We start from the raw sequence: 16,458 nt of genomic DNA, 5'->3' as shown, positions 1-16,458 counted from the left end.
CCCCTCGACCTTTCCGATCTGCAAACGCAAAGCAGCCGACTCGAATGAATTGGTTGCGCACGCATCCATTTACCGGGACGCATGCGCATCGCACGAACATTCGATGCGACGGCGCAACCGCGTCGCCCGCACACGATTTCGCCATCGCGCCGACATGCGCCACGCGATCGCGCGGCATGCCCGCCCGTAAGAAACGCGCAACAGATTCGAAAGACTGCAACCGCCGACAAGCGAAATTCGACAAGCGAGATTCATCAGGACAATTGACGATAGCGTCGAGCGGACGATCTCCTCCACGAAGGCGCACACGCATTTCGAATGTGCTAACGCGCCGTCGAGAAACGAAGCAAACGCGCCCGTCAGTGTTCGGCATCACCCCGTTCGGCAATTTGCCTCCATTCGCTGCCGCCGCTCGCGGCACCTATTCGCTACTCTTTCGGGCAGCCAGGATCGGCCGCGTTCGCGCGACGATCGTTAGCCACCGAAAGCCTCGCAGCATCGCTCGACGTGCGCCGCCCGTGTTTCTGAACGAAGGTGGAACCATGCGAAATTTCTTCGATCTGGTCGGACAAGCGCCGTGCCGCACGCCCGACGCCGAGGCACTCGTCGCGCGCGACGCTCGGCTGACCTATCTGGCGCTCGCCGCGCTCGGCCTGTCATTCGCCGAGCGATTGCGGGCGCTCGATATCGCGCCGGGCGAGCGGCTCGCGATCTTTCTCGACAAGCGCGTCGAGGCGGTCGTCGCGATGCTCGGCGCGGCCGCCGCGGGCGTGGTGTTCGTGCCGATCAATCCGGCTCTCAAGCCCGAGCAGGTCAATCACATCCTCGTCGACAGCGGCGCGCGCTGCCTCGTCACGTCGTCGCTGCGCGCGCGGATTCTCGGCGACGGCGTGCCCGCGAACATGCCGTACGTGATCCTGACCGACGCAAAAACGCAAGCGCCCGCGCCGCCGTCGCGCACGACGTATCTGCGATGGATACAGGCCGACGCGCCGCCCGAATCCGCGGCGCTCGCGCGCGCCAACGCGCAAACCTCGCTGCAAGCTGACACGATCGATACCGATCTCGCCGCGCTCCTCTACACGTCGGGCTCGACCGGCCGCCCGAAGGGCGTGATGCTGAGCCATCGCAATCTGCTCGAAGGCGCATGGAGCGTCGCGCAATACCTGCGCCACACGGCGGAGGATCGCATTCTCGCGGCGCTGCCGCTCAGCTTCGATGCCGGCCTCAGCCAACTCACGACCGCGTGGGCCGCGAGCGCGACCGCCGTGCTGGTCGACTATCTGATGCCGGCGGACGTCGTCGACGCCTGCGTGCGCGAACGCATCACCGGCTTCGCGGGCGTGCCGCCGCTGTGGGCCCAGCTCTCGCGCGCCGCATGGCCCGACGACGCGCGCGCGCGACTGCGCTATTTCGCGAACACCGGCGGCCGCATGCCGCAACCGGTGCTGCGCGCACTGCGCGCGCTCTTCCCGAATGCGTCGCCGTATCTGATGTACGGGCTCACCGAAGCGTTCCGCTCGACCTACCTCGATCCCGCCGAAGTCGATCGCCGCCCCGATTCGATCGGCAAGGCGGTGCCGAACGCGCGGGTCCTCGTCGTGCGCGACGACGGCTCGCCGTGCGCGCCGAACGAGGTCGGCGAGCTGGTTCATGTCGGCGCGTGCGTGACGCTCGGCTATTGGAACGATTCCGAGCGCACCGCGTTTCGCTATCGGCCGTCGCCCGAGACGAAGCCGGGCGGCGCACGGCGTGAGACGGCCGTCTGGTCGGGCGATCTCGTGCGCCGCGACGACGACGGCTTCCTCTATTTCGTCTCCCGTAACGATGCGCAGATCAAGAGTTCCGGCTACCGGATCAGCCCGGAGGAGATCGAGGACGTCGCGCACGCGAGCGGTCTCGTCGCCGAAGCCGTCGCGCTCGGCGTGCCGCACGACGAGCTCGGCGAGGCGATCACGCTCGTCGTCGTGCCGCTGTGCGCCGAATCGTTCACGCCCGACGCGCTGCGCACGTGGTGCGCGAAGCAACTGCCGCCATACATGGTGCCGCACACGATCGCGGCGCGCGCGTCGCTGCTGCGCAATCCGAACGGAAAATTCGATCGCGTCGCGCTGCGCGCGGATGCCGCAAATCTCGTCGAATCGCTCTGACGGCCGGCCGCGCCGAGCGACCGTCGACGCGCGGCGCTTCGGGCGGTCGCGCCGCGCCGACCACGCCTCGCCGCGCCGCGCGGTTCGATGCACGATGCGCGGGGCACGACCGTTGCCCGCCGCCGCATTCCGCCCGCCCGGCGTGCTGCAGCGCAATCACGGCCCGCAAGCGCGCGCTCGGCAGCGGTGGCGTGGTCGCATCCCGATCGCTTCGGGTCCCGCCATTTCCCGGCGCCGGCTTGCGTTCCGCCACGAATATATTCGCTCCACCATATTCCGGCGGAAAACAAGAATTCACCGCGCATCTAAAATCCTGATTCCACTCGAATATCCACTCGACACCATCCTTCACTGACGGCGAGTTGCCGAAACGATACGGCACTTACTGACGCATGCACAAAGACTTGTTCATGCGAAAATGAAATGAACTCGTCTATTGCATCGCACCAACGGTTTAAATTTCCGGCCGCCGAACTGGACGCGTCACGCCCCGCGGCCTCTCCTGCCGGATCGTTGCAGGCAGCGAAAAATATCCGAGCCGTTGAGATAAAAATATCGAACGTCATGCCGGAATAAATCTCAGATAATCCGAACGCCGCTCTTGCAATCGTTATTGCATTTGATATTATTTCCGGACAATTTCTACGTCATTGCGTTATCCGATTTTCATTGGCGACGCGTCCCCAACCCGGTACACGGCACTTCCGAAAGTCTTGATTTTCAATAACGGGGGCATGCAAATTGAGCAGGCTGCTTCAACGCGAATATCGAACAGGTGGAGACGACGGTGCGGGGTCGTCGTCCGGAGAAAGCGCTTCGACACCCACGTTCTCCGCCACCTTGCCGGAATCGCGCGACGTCCGCACGCTGATCGAGACTTTCAGGCAGGCGGCGCTGCAGATCGGCTATCAGCATCATGCAATCGTCGAGCTGACGGGCGCGTCGCATCCCGCGTCGATCAACGTCATCTCGCTGCACTATCCGTCCGAGTGGGTCGAGCACTATACCCGCAACGACTACTTCAACATCGATCCGGTGCATCGCGCGGCGTTCCGGTACAGCACGCCGTTCTCGTGGAGCGACATCGCGACGTCGAATCTGCGCGAGCGGCATCTGCTGACGGAAGCGGAGGACGCGGGCCTCGACCACGGCATCAGCATCCCGCTGCACCAGCCGCTCGGGCGCGTGCTGCTGGTCAGTCTGTCCGGCACCGCGCCCACGCACGACGCCGAGGCGAAGTGGCGCAACGCCTATCTGCTCGGCATGCAGTTCAATCTGCAGTTCCAGAGCATGCGGACGTCCCGTCCCATTCCGCCATCCGTTCACCTGACGGATCGCGAGCAGATATGCCTTACTTGGGTCGCGCGCGGCAAATCGTCGTGGGTCATCGCGAACATGCTCGACATCTCCAAGTACACGGTCGACTTCCACATCGAGAATGCGATGGACAAGCTCAACACGCGCAGCCGCACGTTCGCCGCCGTGAAGGCGACGCGGCAAGGGCTCATTTTTCCATGAACGCGCGCCTCGCCCCGATGCGTTAGCGCCGCCCGCATCATGCGCCGCCGCGTGCCGACGCGATGCAATCGATCAATTGCATCGCATTCCTGATCGAGCCGCGGCCGCCGTCTTTCCGAACGCCATCGCCGTCGCCGTCGCCATCGCCGCCGCCGTGCAGCGGCGAGGCCGGCCCGCATTCGTCGCCTGCAAGACGAGCGCGGCGAATCGCGGCGCCGCGGAACGGCCGCGGCCGACGCACGCGCGTTCCTCGCAACCGCCACCGTTCATACGCGATCGCACGGGCCCTCCCTTCACCCCGGCGATCGATTCATCGGAGAACCAAGCGCCATGTCATACATCATCGCGGGCCGATTGGACGAACTGCCGCCCCACGTCCAGACCGATCTCGGCGCGTATCGCTACGACGTGTTCGTCCGTCGGCTCGGCTGGACGATCGCCGGCCACGCGCACGACGATCGTGCGGAATGGGACGAATTCGACGGTCCTTCGACGATCCACGTCGTCGCGCTCGACGATGCGCGCGGGATCTGCGGTTATGCGCGCTTGCTCCCGACGACGGGCCCGTATCTGCTGCGCGACGTATTTCCGCATCTGCTCGGCTCGGCGCCCGCGCCGCAATCGCCCGCGGTCTGGGAGATGTCGCGCTTCGCCGCATCGCGCCGGCGCCGCCGCACGACGGAGCGCCAGCCGCTCGGGATGGACTTCTTTCCGTCGGTGCTCGCCGTGGCCGCGTCGCTCGGCGCGACGCGCGTGGTCGGCGTGATGTCGCTGTCGATCGAGCGCCTTTACCGGCGCTCGGGCATCGCGCTGCAGCGCCTCGGCAACGCTGCGCCGTCCGCCGACGGCGGCGTTTCCGCATGCTCGGTCGATTTGCCGCGCCTCGCGTTCGCGCCGTTCGGCCGGTCGCAGTGCGCGTCGTGTCTGTCGATGCATTGACGTCGACGCGAGCGCGTCGCGGCGAGACGCGCGTCTTGTCGTTTTTGCCGATTTCTGCGCGCTCGACGCCCAATACGCGCGTTTGCGCCACGGCTCGCCGTTCGATGCCGCTTCGACGCGTCGCGACACCACGCGCCGTCGAATTCGATGAACGCCTCTAACTTCGCCGGCCGCCAGTCGCGGCCGGCGACCGCGAACCCGCCGCGCGCTCCATGAATGCGCGGCGCTCGTCTTCCAGCGAGCCGCGCGCCCATGCGCCGCTGCCGCGCCGCCTCCGGCGCGAGTTCGCGCGTTGCGCGCAACCGCGCGTTATCGCACTGCGCACCGCGCGGGCGACGCCTCGCGCCCAGGTTCCGCTCCGCTGGCGATCCAGCACCCCATCGACGTCCGCGTCACTCCGTCTTGACTCGGTTCCGATTTTGAACCTACGATCCAATCAATACATCACGCGATGTAACATTCGTCGATGGATAACTGACCGTCGACCCAACCGGAGCGTCACGACATGTCCCATCCGAATCCCGCTGCGGGCGCGTTGCTCGCCGAGCCGCTCACGTTGCCGAACGGCACCGTGCTGAAGAATCGCGTCGCGAAATCGGCGCTGAGCGAAGCGCTTTGCGGCCACGACGGCCGCGTGACGCCCCAGCTGATCGCGCTTTACCGGCGCTGGTCGAGTTCGGGCGCGGGGCTCCTCGTCACCGGCAACGTGATGATCGACAGCAAGGCGCTCGGCGAGCCCGGCAACGTCGTGATCGAGGACGAACGCGACCTGCCGCGGCTGCGCGAGTGGGCCACGGCCGCGAAGGCGCACGGCAGCGAGATCTGGATGCAGATCAATCACCCGGGCAAGCAGGCGATGCGCGGGCTCAACGAGCAGACCGTCGCGCCGTCGGCGATCGGCTTCGGCCCGAAGCTGGCTCGGTATTTCGCGGTGCCGCGCGCGCTGACGAGCGCCGAGATCGACGATCTGATCCGGCGCTACGGGACGGCGGCCGCCGTCGCGCAAAAGGCCGGCTTCACCGGCGTTCAGTTGCACGGCGCGCATGGCTACCTGATCAACCAGTTCCTGTCGCCGAAGCACAACCAGCGCACCGACGAATGGGGCGGCAGCGCGGAGAACCGCCGCCGCTTCGTGCTCGCGGTGTACGCGGAGGTGCGGCGCCGAGTCGGCCCCGACTTTCCGGTCGGCATCAAGCTCAATTCCGCCGACTTCCAGCACGGCGGCTTCACCGAGGACGAATCGCTCGACGTGATCCGCGCGCTCGCGCAGGCGGGCATCGATCTGATCGAGATCTCCGGCGGAACCTACGAGGTGCCCGTGATGCAGCTCGGCGACCGCAAGGCGTCGACGATCGCGCGCGAGGCGTATTTCCTCGCTTTCGCCGAAAAGGTGCGCGCGCAAGTGAAGGTGCCGCTGATGGTGACGGGCGGCTTCCGCAGCCTCGCCGGCATGGAAGCGCCGCTGCGCGGCGGCGCGCTCGACCTGATCGGCCTCGGGCGCATCCTCGCGATCGAGCCCGACGCGCCCGCGCGCCTGCTGCGCGGCGAGGAAACGCTGCACCGCGTGAAGCCGCTCAGCACGGGCGTCAAGTACTTCGACAGCCTCGGCTCGCTCGAGGTGACGTGGTACACGCGACAGCTCCACCGGATCGGCAAGGGCCGCAATCCGATTCCCGACGAGAACGCGCTGAAGTCGTTCCTGTTCGATCTGTCGTCGAAGGGCTGTGCGATCTTCAAGGCGCGCCGCCTGCGTGCTTCGTCATCCGAAGCGTCGGCGGCGCACCGCTCGGGGACGTCGGTCGTCGGCGGTCAGCGGCACGACGCGCATTGAGCTGTACGACGCGCATTGAGCGGGGCGAGTCGCGTCGCGCGGCGTCGCCGGTCGGCGCGATGACGATACCGATTGACGATGCCGATGACAATTGCGATGAGATGACGATGACGCGCGGCGCTGGCCGCAGCGCTTGCGCGTCAGACATCGCGATCACGCGCGCAAACGGGTCTTCACATCAGTGTCGCTCGACGCTCGAGAACGGCGCCTCGCGAGCGGCGATCACCGCGCGGCATCGCCCCATATCGCCCCGTATCGCCGGAACGAACGCGCCGCGCCGCCACGCCCGCACGAACCGAGCTATTCCGCCCGCCACGGCGTCAAGCGCCGCTGCAGCGCGCGCAAGCCGATTTCCAGCGCGAGCGCGATCGCACCGATCACGAGAATCCCCGCGATCACGACGTCCGTCACGAGGAATCGCGACGCCGAGTACACCATGAAGCCCAACCCGCGCGTGGCCGCGATCAGCTCCGCCGCGACGAGCGTCGACCAGCCCGCGCCGAGCGCGATGCGCACGCCCGTCAGGATGTCCGGCAGCGCGCTCGGCAGCACGACGTGGCGCAGCAGCTTCACGCGCGTCGCGCCAAGCGACGCGGCCGCGCGCAGGCGGCTCTCCGATACGCCGCTCGCGCCTGCGGCGGTCGCGATCGTCAGCGGCGCGAACATCGTCAGAAAGATCAGCAGGATCTTCGACGCATCGCCGATTCCGAACCAGACGACCATCAACGGCAAATACGCGAGCGGCGGAATCGGCCGGTAGAACTCGACGATCGGATCGACGACGCCGCGCACGATCCGGTTCGTCGCGATCAGGATGCCGGCCGGAATCGCGGTGACGACCGCAAGCGCGAACGCCGTCGCGATCCGCGACAGGCTCGCGAACACGTGCTGGCCGAGCGTCGCGTCGTCGAAGCCCTCGGTGCTCAGCGCGACGAGCTTGCGCAGCACCGCCTCGGGGCCCGGCAGCAACGCGGCCGACACCCATTCGAAGCGCGCCGCGAGCCACCAGCCGAGAACGAGCGCGGCCCATGTCGCGAACGCGGCCGCGTGGCCCGCGTGCATGCGCGGCCTGCGACGCGCTCGCGATGCCGCGGGCACGCCCGTCGAAGCAAGCGGCACAGGAAAATCCCGATGCTGTTCGGTCGCGGCCAAAGTCAGACCTCCTCGGTTTCTCGCATCAATTGCTCGACGAGCGCGAGATGGATTTCGGTGAAGCGCGGATCGCTCTTGATCGAGCGCATCGATTCGCCGTTCGCGTAACGCCGCGCGAAGTCGAGCGAATGGCGCGCGACGATGCGCCCGGGCCGCGGCGACAGGATCAGCAGCTCGGTCGCGAGCAGCACCGCCTCCTCGACGCTGTGCGTGATCAGAAAAATCCCCTTGCCGGTCGCGCGCCACACGTCGAGCAGCAGTGTCTGCATGTGCTCGCGCGTGAGCGCATCGAGCGCGCCGAGCGGCTCGTCCATCAGCAGGAACGACGGGTCCGCTGCCAGCGCGCGCGCGAGCCCGACGCGCTGACGCATTCCGCCCGAGATCTCGTCGATGCGATGCTGCTCGAAGCCCGCGAGCTTCACGAGCCGCAGCACGTCGCGCGCACGCGCGTTTCGCGCATCGCGGCCGACGCCCTGCATCCGCAGACCGAACGCGACGTTGTCGATCACGTTCAGCCACGGCATCAGCGCGTCGTCCTGAAACACGACGCCGCGATCGGCGCCCGGCCCCGCGACGGGCGCGCCGTCGGCGGTGACGCGGCCCGACGTCGGCCGCTGAAAGCCGGCAAGGAGCGACAGCAGCGTGCTCTTGCCGCAGCCGGACGCGCCGAGCGCGACGGCGATCTCGCCGCTGCCGACCGACATCGATACGTTATCGAGCGCCGTCAACGCGCCGCGGCGCGATTCGTAGACGACGGACACCTGTTGCGCGCAGAGCTTCGCCATGCCGATGCCGCCGCGTCGAATCAGCGCGCCGCGACCGATGCGCGGACGAACTGGTCCGTCACCGTCGGTCGATAGTCGGGCAGCACGCGGTCGATCTTGCGCTGCTCCTTCAGGAAACGCGCGGTCGATGCGATCGCGGCGGCCGTCCCTCCGCCGAGCAGTTCGGGCGACGCCTGCTCGGACGCGGTCGGATAGAGATTGCCGGCGAGCAGCTGCGGAATGTCGCCCGTCGTCGCGCCGCTCAGCCGCGAGATCGCGGCGACTTGCGGCGACGCGCTCGTCCACGCCTTTGCGTTCGCGCGATAGTCGGCGATCGCCTGCGTCGTCACGTTGACGAACTTCGATACGAAATCCGGATGCGCGCGCGCGAAATCGCTGCGCACCGCCCACAGATCGAACGTCGGCGCGCCCCACTTGCCGACTTGCGCCGAATCGACGAGCACCTTGCCGCCGCTCGCCTTCGCGCGGCCGAGCGCCGGGTCCCACGTGTAGGCGGCGTCGATCACGCCCCGCTCCCACGCGGCGACGATCTCGGTCGGCCCGAGATTCACGATCTTCACGCGCTGCGCATCGATGCCCCAATGCTTGAGCGCCGCGAGCAGCGCGTAGTGGCAGTTCGACGCGTAAGGCGTTGCGATCGTCTTGCCGACGAGATCGGCCGGCTTGTCGATGTGCGCGCCGCTGCGCACGACGAGCGCCTCGGACACGCCGGTGATCGCGTTCAGCACGACCGCCTGGATCGGCACGCCGCGCGACACGGCGGCGGTAAACGGGCTCTGCCCGACGTCGCCGATCTGCACGTCGCCGGACGCGAGCGCCGCGACGACGTCCGCGCCCGAATCGAAGCGGCGCCAGTTGATCTTCCAGCCGGTGGCCTTCTCGTACGCGGCGCCCGCCTGCGCGAGCTTCGCCGGATCGGCGCCGTACTGATACGCGACGTTCACCGTGTCCGCATGGGCGAACTGCGCGTGAACCGCGGCGAAAGCGGCGACGGCGAAAGTCGTGGCGGCGAGGATGCGCTTGAGAATCATGAGGCCTTCCCTTCTTCTGGATGCGTTGAATTCGGATGGCCGTCGAGATTACCGGGATGCCCGTCGTCTGTTAAACAACGAAATCTGCGAAGGATATGAGACGGCGCATGCCGCGGCCGCGCCGGGCCCGCTGCAATCCCGGCGGGCGGATAAGCAATGCGCAATTCGTTGGTTCACCGTACGAATGCGTTTTGCGAGACTTGTCGGCTTTGCGCAACACGCGACATGCCGCACGCGGCGCGCGGGCGGCTGGCTGCGCAAGCCGCCGCTTCGCGGCGATTTCAAAGCGTTTCAAAGCGGCTTTATAGCGGCTTCATAGCGCTTGATAGCGGCTTCAAAGCCGCATCGAACCCGGATCGACGATGACTCGACTGAAACTGACCCGACTGACGCCCGCGATCGGCGCGATCGTCGACAACGTGGACCTTGCGAACGCGGCCGACGGCGACTTGCGCCGCGACATTCGCGACGCGCTCGCGCACCATCAGGTGCTGTTCTTCCGCGATCAGCGCCTGAGCGCCGCTCGGCATCGCGACTTCGCGGCCGGCTTCGGCGATCTGCACGTTCACCCGATCTATCCGTCGCATCCGCAGGCGCGCGAGATCATGGTGCTCGACAACGCCGTCTTCGACCTGAAGGACAACGCGATCTGGCATACGGACGTGACGTTCGTCGAGACGCCGCCGAGCGCGTCGATCCTCGCCGCGCGCACGCTGCCCGAGACGGGCGGCGACACGCTGTGGGGCAGCGGCTTCGCCGCGTACGGCGCGCTGTCCGATCGCGTGAAGATGCAGCTCGACGGCCTCACCGCGCAGCACGACTTCACGAAGTCGTTTCCGTTGAAGCGCTTCGGGCTCACCGCCGACGATCGCGCGCGCTGGGAGGACACGCGCATGAAGAATCCGCCCGTCACCCATCCCGTCGTGCGCACGCATCCGGAGAACGGCCGCAAGGCGCTGTTCGTCAACGAAGGCTTCACGACCGAGATCAACGAGCTGCCGGAAGAAGAAAGCGCGGCGCTGCTGCGCTTCCTGTTCGCCCACCAGTCGCGGCCCGAGTTCACGCTGCGCTGGCGCTGGCAGGCGGGCGACGTCGCATTTTGGGACAACCGCTCGACGATTCACTACGCGGTGAACGACTACGGCAGCGCGCATCGGGTGATGCATCGCGCGACGATCGTCGGCGACAGGCCGTATTGACGTGAAAAACGCGCGGCGCGCGCGAGCGCCGCAACGGCATCGCCGGCTTGCCGTTTTTTTCGATCTGACGATTTCGATCGCGAATCGCGCCGGGCGGCGGCACACGCCGGTGTGCGATTCGTTCAATTCGTGCGATTCGTGCGATTCGCACTTCGACCAGACGGGCGCCCCGTTGCGCCGCCGCTCGATCTCGTTCGATCCCGCTCGTGCTGCGCGTTCGCCTCCGGCCGTGCCCGGCGTCGATGCGAAAGCGCGAATGAAACCGATCGTCAGACTGTCAAAAAGCTGCGGATTATACGGGACGTAGCCGCTTGGAAGCGCATGGTCCATCGCAATTCTCGGCGCAAAACCGACGGCCTCGATGCAGCCCGAAATCGCTTGAAAACGGGGGCGACGCGTGAATCGTCGGACGCAAACGAAAAACCGCATGCACGCAAACGTTGCCGCGCGGACGGCGCATCGGCACGCGCGGCGCACCGCGACAAATCGACTCTCCCGCGCCGTCGCGCGACTTGCTACACGCCCACACAATCAACACTCATCATCCGGCATCCGGCATCCGGCATCCAAAAAAACAGACGATAATCTGTTTTCTCGAAATACAACTCAAACCTTGTAAATTCGATTCACAGCATATAAACTGTTTTTTAAGATTACAGCGAATCCCTTGTATTTCAATCAGGTGCGCGCATGGCCATCACCATCGAACACGAGATCAAGACGCTCGACCAACTGCGGCCCATCCTGCGCGGCTTCCGCAAGGTGGCCGGGTTGACGCAGGCGATGGTCGCGAGCCGCCTCGGCGTCACGCAGCAGACGTATGCGCAATTCGAGGCGAATCCGGCGTCGGCGAGCGTCGAGCGGCTGTTCAAGGTGCTGCGCGTTCTCAACGTCGAGCTCACGCTCACCTACATCCACACCGCTTCCGCCAGGCCCGCCGCGAAGCAAGCCATCGCCTTGCCCGCGCGCAAGGCCGCGCAGGCTTCCGGAAGCGGGCGCGCCGCCGCCAAGCGCCCGGCGCCGCCCGCGAGCCAATCGATGCCCGCCCCGCGCGCCGCCGAGCGCCAGCCCCGCCCCGCGCGCAAGCGCGCCGCCCCGAAGAAGCGGGAGGACTGGTGAGCGCCCGCCGCGCGCGCGCCACGCGCCTGCATCTGTGGATGAACGGCCTGCCCGTCGGCTACTGGGAGCATGCGCGCGACGGCGAGCGCCTCGTCTACTTCGACGAATGGATCGCCGATCCGCAGGGCCGCCCGCTATCGCTGTCATTGCCGTTCACGCCGGGCAACCAGCCGTATCGCGGCCGGCTCGTCAGCGACTACTTCGACAACCTGCTGCCCGACAGCGAACCGATCCGGCGCCGCATCGCGATGCGCTACAGGACGGGCGGCACGTCGCCGTTCGAGCTGCTCGCGACGCTCGGCCGCGATTGCGTCGGCGCGCTGCAGATGCTGCCGCCCGACGAAGCGCCGGACGATCTCGAACGCATCCGCGGCCGCGCGCTCGCCGATGCGGACATCGCGCGGCTGCTGCGCGATATCACATCCGCGCCGCAAGCCGGGCAGCACGAGCCGCTCGACGATCTGCGCCTGTCGATCGCGGGTGCGCAGGAAAAGACCGCGCTGCTGCGCCATCGCGGCCGCTGGCTGCTGCCCGACGGCAGCACGCCGACCACGCATATCCTGAAGCTGCCGCTCGGGCTCGTCGGCAACCGGCGCGCCGACATGCGCACGTCGGTCGAAAACGAATGGCTGTGCTCGAAGATCGTCGCCGCGTACGGATTGCCGGTCGCGCATTGCGACATCGCGCACTTCGACGAGCAGAAGGCGCTCGTCGTCGAGCGCTTCGACCGCAGGCCGTCGAGCGACGCGCGCTGGATTCTGCGCCTGCCGCAGGAAGACATGTGCCAGGCGACGGGCACGTCCGCGCTCGACAAATATCAGGCCGACGGCGGGCCCGGCATCGAGGCGATCATGGACGTGCTCGCCGGCTCCGAGCACGCGGGCGACCGCCACGCGTTCTTCGCGTCGCAGATCGTGTTCTGGCTGCTCGCCGCGACCGACGGCCACGCGAAGAATTTCAGCATCGCGCATCTGCCCGGCAACCGCTATCGATCGACGCCGTTATACGACGTGCTGTCCGCGCATCCGGTGATCGGCCGGGGGGCGAACCGCTTGCCGGCGCAGCGCGTGCGGCTCGCGATGGGCGTGCGCGGCAAGCACGTCCATTACCTGATCCATCAGATCCAGCGGCGGCACTGGATCGCGCAGGGCCAGCGCGTCGGCTTCGCGCCCGCCGAGGTCGACGACATGATCGACGCGTTGACCGCGCGCACCGCAGGCGTCATCGACGAAGTGTCGGCCCGGCTGCCGCGCGATTTTCCGATGGACGTCGCCGATGCGACCTTCAGCGGGATGCTGCGCCTGAATGCGAAGCTCGCGGCCGAAACGGCGGCGCGGGCCTCGCGATGAGACGGCGCGATGAGGTGATTCGACGAGGTGATTCGACGAAGCGGCTCGACAAAGTGATTCGATGAAGCGCTGCGATGAGGCCGAGGCCGCGCGCGCCCGGCCCCGCGTACCGGCCGCAGGCGTTCTCGACGACGGCGACGATCGACGTCGTCGAGAACGTCGGACCCTCGCCGGCCGGAAGAAACGCCGGAAAACTCGCCCGCTCATTCATTGCGCGCCGCCTTCGTCGCGACGACGCGCACGCGGCCGTCGCCCCCGGCCGCCGGCGGTGCCGCCCGCCCGTCCGATGCGGCTGCGCGAACGCGCGCCGCGCGTCGATCACCGCGCCGGCGCGGCGCGACGGCCCGAAGTCTCGACTCAAGTGGATTTGCGCTGCCCGGCATGCTGCTCGAACAGCCTGCGCACGATCAGCACGATGCCGCCGACTATGCAGACGAACACGAACCACAGCGCGAGCACGTAGCCGACGAGCTGCCAGAACTCGTCGGCGCGCGCATGCATCACGGCCGCGGAATAGCCGTCCGCGCTGCTCGCCGCGTCGACGTACGCGGCGCGGTACAGAAAGAACGACCGGCAGACCGCGCTGTCCGGCTGTGTCGCAGACAGCAGCGAGCCCGCCGGCATCGCGCGCACCGTCTCGCATTCCGGCGCCGCCATCCCGTCTACGATCGCCTGCTGGACCGGATGATCGACGATCGCGCCGATCCACGTCACCGCGACCGCGAACAGCGCGCTCAGGCCTACCGCATGAATCCACGCGGCCAGCCGTCGACTTCGACGACGCTCGTACCTGTGTTCCATCGCATTGCTCCGTTGCGATCCCGCCCGGCACGCAAAAGCGCGGCGCCGTCGGGACTCCATTCGCCCGAACGCATACTGCGTGCGGCCGCAGCAAATCGGTTTGATATGGCTCAAATGGAACGGGTCCACCCGCGCGCGCAGTCGCGAAAAGAAACCGGATCGCGCACCGTTGGGCCGCATCGATGCATTCGCGCGATCGAATCCCGTTCGACGTCGCGGCAATCGCGCGGCCGTCGACGAACGCCGTCGCGCGCCGCGCGCCGCGCGCCGTTCGCGCGAGCGTCGCTCACGTGTGCGCCGCGTCGCCCCGGTGCGCGTCCATCAGATCGTCGAGAAACGCCTGCACGATCGGATCGCCCCGGCCGCGCCGCTGCGTGACCACGTGGAACGTCACGTCGTAGCGCAGCGCGCCGGGGTTCAGCGCCTTGAGCAGCCCCTGCTTCACGTAGGGCGCGGCGAAATGCTGCGGCAGATAGCCGAGATGATGGCCGGACAGGATCAGCAGCGCGACGGCCTCCATGTTGTCGGCGTGCGCGGTGACGTTCGCGAGCGTCGTCGACAGCTCGGCTTCCGGCGACGGATAGGTTCGCCACGCCCACTCGGCGTCCGCGACGCGCGCCGCCGAAAGCCGCCCCGCCCGCCCGAAGAGCGGATGGCCGCGCCCGCAATACGCGAGCTGACGCTCGACGAAGAGCGGCGCGTACTCGAGCGTCGGCACGCGGTGCCAGAAATAGCCGATCGCAACCTGAACGTCGCCGCTCAAGAGCCGCTCTTCGAGCTCGCCCGGCGGCCGCACCGAGATCACGAAGCGCACCGCCTCGTCGCGCTGCCTGAAGCGCGCGATCGCGCCGCTGATGCGCGCATTCGCGCTGATCGGCGTGTGGCCGATGAGGCCGATCGCGAGCGTGCCGACGAGCGTCTTGTCCATGTGCCGCGCTTCGCTGCTGAACGCATCGACGGCCGCATACAGCTTCTTCGCGAGCGCATAGAAACGCTCGCCCTTCGTCGTCAGCCGAAAGCCGCTACGCCCGCGCTCGCACAGCCGGAAGCCGAGGCGCGTCTCGAGCGTCGCCAACTGCGAGCTGATCGTCGGCTGGCTGACGTTCAGCGCCGATTGCGCGACGCTCACGCCGCCTGCGTCGGCCACCGCGACGAACACGCGGATCAGCCGGAGGTCCAGGTCCGTCAGGGTGCCGAGCATGTTTTCTCCACGGCGCACGCCGCCGATACATAGAAGTTCATCGATGTAAACGTTGAATCGTCGTGATTCAAATTGCCATTTTGGCGACGTACAACGCTACCTGTCGTCACATATGGATGATACGACGCCACCAATACGAGAGGAGCAAGACGATGTCGAATCGCGACTTCCAGCCGCAAAGCGGCAACGCGATGCCCCGCTTCGGCGGCATCGCGACGATGATGCGGCTGCCGCAAGCGCCGAATGCCGCGGAGCTCGACGCATGCTTCGTCGGCGTGCCGTTCGATCTCGGCACGTCGAACCGCACGGGCGCGCGGTTCGGCCCGCGCCAGATCCGCTGCGAATCGGTGCTGCTGCGCCCGTACAACATGGCCACGCGCGCGGCGCCGTTCGATTCGCTGCGCATCGCCGACGTCGGCGACGTCGCGACGAACCCGTACAACCTCGCCGATTCGATCGCGCGGATCGAAGCGGCGTACGACGAGATCCTCGCGCACGGCTGCCGCCCGGTCACGCTCGGCGGCGACCACACGATCACGCTGCCGATCCTGCGCGCGATGCATCGCAGGCATGGGCGCGTCGGCCTCATCCACGTCGACGCGCACGCGGACGTCAACGATACGATGTTCGGCGAGAAGATCGCGCACGGCACGCCGTTTCGCCGCGCGGTCGAGGAAGGCCTGCTCGACTGCGGGCGCGTCGTGCAGATCGGCCTGCGCGGCACCGGCTACGCGGCCGAGGATTTCGACTGGTGCCGCGACCAGGGCTTTCGCGTCGTCCAGGCCGAGGCATGCTGGAACCGGTCGCTCGCGCCGCTGATGGACGAAGTGCGCTCGCGCGTGCAAGGCGGCCCCGTCTATCTGAGCTTCGACATCGACGGTATCGATCCCGCGTACGCGCCGGGCACGGGCACGCCGGAAATCGCCGGCCTCACGGTGCCGCAGGGCCTCGAGATCGTGCGCGGCGCGTGGGGGCTCGACATCGTCGGCGCCGATCTCGTCGAGGTCGCGCCGCCGTACGATCCGTTCGGCACCACTGCGCTGCTCGGCGCGAATCTCGCTTACGAGATGCTCTGCGTGCTGCCCGGCGTGAAGCGGCGCGCTTCGTAGCCGAGAGACGAAGCTTCCGGCCCGCGGACCGCGCACGCCGGGCACCCGGCTCGAAGCATGGCATCGCCGCGGCACGGCATGCGAAGGCGCTCGCCTTGAACGCGAGACTTCGCCGCCCGCCTTCGGCGATTGGCGTGCGGCGATTGGCGTTCGGCGGCCCGTTCGCGAACACGCATCGGCCGTCGTCAATGCATCGACGCGCCGATAAGTTGAGGCAATGCAGCCGGCGCGATCGCCGCGCATGCGATCAAGGATCGTGAGAACCGGCAGCGCG

At 67.5% G+C, this 16,458-nt stretch carries 14 protein-coding genes; 9 read left to right on the top strand and 5 right to left on the bottom strand.

Annotated elements, in window-relative coordinates:
• Positions 1–542: 542 nt before the first annotated feature.
• The 4 genes from WT60_RS24455 (at position 543) to WT60_RS24430 (ending at position 6,438) form a co-directional block, all read left to right on the top strand.
• Positions 543–2,150: an acyl-CoA ligase (AMP-forming), exosortase A system-associated gene (locus WT60_RS24455; protein WP_060356752.1), complete on the top strand. Its 1,608-nt coding sequence runs from the start codon at positions 543–545 to the stop codon at positions 2,148–2,150.
• 840 nt (positions 2,151–2,990) lie between these two features.
• Positions 2,991–3,668: a LuxR family transcriptional regulator gene (locus tag WT60_RS24445; RefSeq protein ID WP_038743794.1), complete on the top strand. Its 678-nt coding sequence runs from the start codon at positions 2,991–2,993 to the stop codon at positions 3,666–3,668.
• Positions 3,669–3,998: 330 nt separating this feature from the next.
• Positions 3,999–4,607, top strand: a complete 609-nt coding sequence (locus WT60_RS24435) for an acyl-homoserine-lactone synthase (RefSeq protein WP_038743790.1) — start codon at positions 3,999–4,001, stop codon at positions 4,605–4,607.
• 505 nt (positions 4,608–5,112) lie between these two features.
• Positions 5,113–6,438, top strand: coding sequence for an NADH:flavin oxidoreductase/NADH oxidase family protein (locus WT60_RS24430; RefSeq protein ID WP_060356750.1), 1,326 nt, complete (start codon positions 5,113–5,115; stop codon positions 6,436–6,438).
• A 300-nt stretch (positions 6,439–6,738) separates the two neighbouring features.
• Here the strand turns inward: WT60_RS24430 and WT60_RS24425 are convergent, their stop codons facing one another.
• From WT60_RS24425 to tauA, 3 genes are read right to left on the bottom strand one after another with little or no spacing between them, the layout of a single operon-like run.
• Complete coding sequence (locus WT60_RS24425; protein WP_060356749.1) at positions 6,739–7,590, bottom strand: ABC transporter permease subunit; 852 nt, start codon at positions 7,588–7,590, stop codon at positions 6,739–6,741.
• Positions 7,591–7,592: 2 nt separating this feature from the next.
• Entirely contained in the window at positions 7,593–8,375 is a 783-nt protein-coding gene (locus WT60_RS24420) for an ATP-binding cassette domain-containing protein (protein ID WP_059576046.1), read from the bottom strand.
• A 20-nt stretch (positions 8,376–8,395) separates the two neighbouring features.
• On the bottom strand, positions 8,396–9,406 hold the full coding sequence (gene tauA / locus WT60_RS24415; protein WP_038743780.1) for a taurine ABC transporter substrate-binding protein: 1,011 nt from the start codon (positions 9,404–9,406) through the stop codon (positions 8,396–8,398).
• Between tauA and WT60_RS24410 the strand changes: the two genes are divergently transcribed.
• The 4 genes from WT60_RS24410 (at position 9,405) to WT60_RS24390 (ending at position 13,073) form a co-directional block, all read left to right on the top strand.
• Positions 9,405–9,725, top strand: coding sequence for a hypothetical protein (locus tag WT60_RS24410; protein WP_236860917.1), 321 nt, complete (start codon positions 9,405–9,407; stop codon positions 9,723–9,725). The two genes, tauA and WT60_RS24410, sit on opposite strands and share 2 nt — an antisense overlap.
• Before the next feature lie 43 nt (positions 9,726–9,768).
• Positions 9,769–10,605, top strand: coding sequence for a taurine dioxygenase (gene tauD, locus WT60_RS24405; RefSeq protein WP_060356748.1), 837 nt, complete (start codon positions 9,769–9,771; stop codon positions 10,603–10,605).
• 690 nt (positions 10,606–11,295) lie between these two features.
• Positions 11,296–11,724, top strand: a complete 429-nt coding sequence (locus WT60_RS24395) for a helix-turn-helix transcriptional regulator (RefSeq protein WP_059670531.1) — start codon at positions 11,296–11,298, stop codon at positions 11,722–11,724.
• Positions 11,721–13,073, top strand: coding sequence for a type II toxin-antitoxin system HipA family toxin (locus WT60_RS24390; RefSeq protein ID WP_059670530.1), 1,353 nt, complete (start codon positions 11,721–11,723; stop codon positions 13,071–13,073). The genes WT60_RS24395 and WT60_RS24390 overlap by 4 nt, the downstream gene beginning before the upstream one ends.
• A gap of 357 nt (positions 13,074–13,430) precedes the next feature.
• On the opposite strand, the gene WT60_RS24380 is transcribed toward WT60_RS24390, so the two are convergent.
• Positions 13,431–13,874 (bottom strand): hypothetical protein, encoded by a 444-nt coding sequence (locus WT60_RS24380; RefSeq protein WP_059576055.1) that lies wholly within the window; start codon positions 13,872–13,874, stop codon positions 13,431–13,433.
• A 286-nt stretch (positions 13,875–14,160) separates the two neighbouring features.
• Positions 14,161–15,075, bottom strand: coding sequence for a LysR family transcriptional regulator (locus tag WT60_RS24370; protein WP_060356746.1), 915 nt, complete (start codon positions 15,073–15,075; stop codon positions 14,161–14,163).
• 152 nt (positions 15,076–15,227) lie between these two features.
• Here WT60_RS24370 and speB point away from each other — a divergent pair, with 152 nt between their 5' ends.
• Positions 15,228–16,184, top strand: coding sequence for an agmatinase (speB, locus tag WT60_RS24365; RefSeq protein ID WP_038743765.1), 957 nt, complete (start codon positions 15,228–15,230; stop codon positions 16,182–16,184).
• The last annotated feature ends 274 nt before the right edge of the window (positions 16,185–16,458 follow it).

Source organism: Burkholderia sp. MSMB617WGS, from assembly GCF_001532025.2.
Lineage (GTDB): Bacteria > Pseudomonadota > Gammaproteobacteria > Burkholderiales > Burkholderiaceae > Burkholderia > Burkholderia savannae.
The sequence above is the reverse complement of the archived record's forward strand: the minus strand, read 5'-3'. Positions and strand labels throughout refer to the sequence as shown.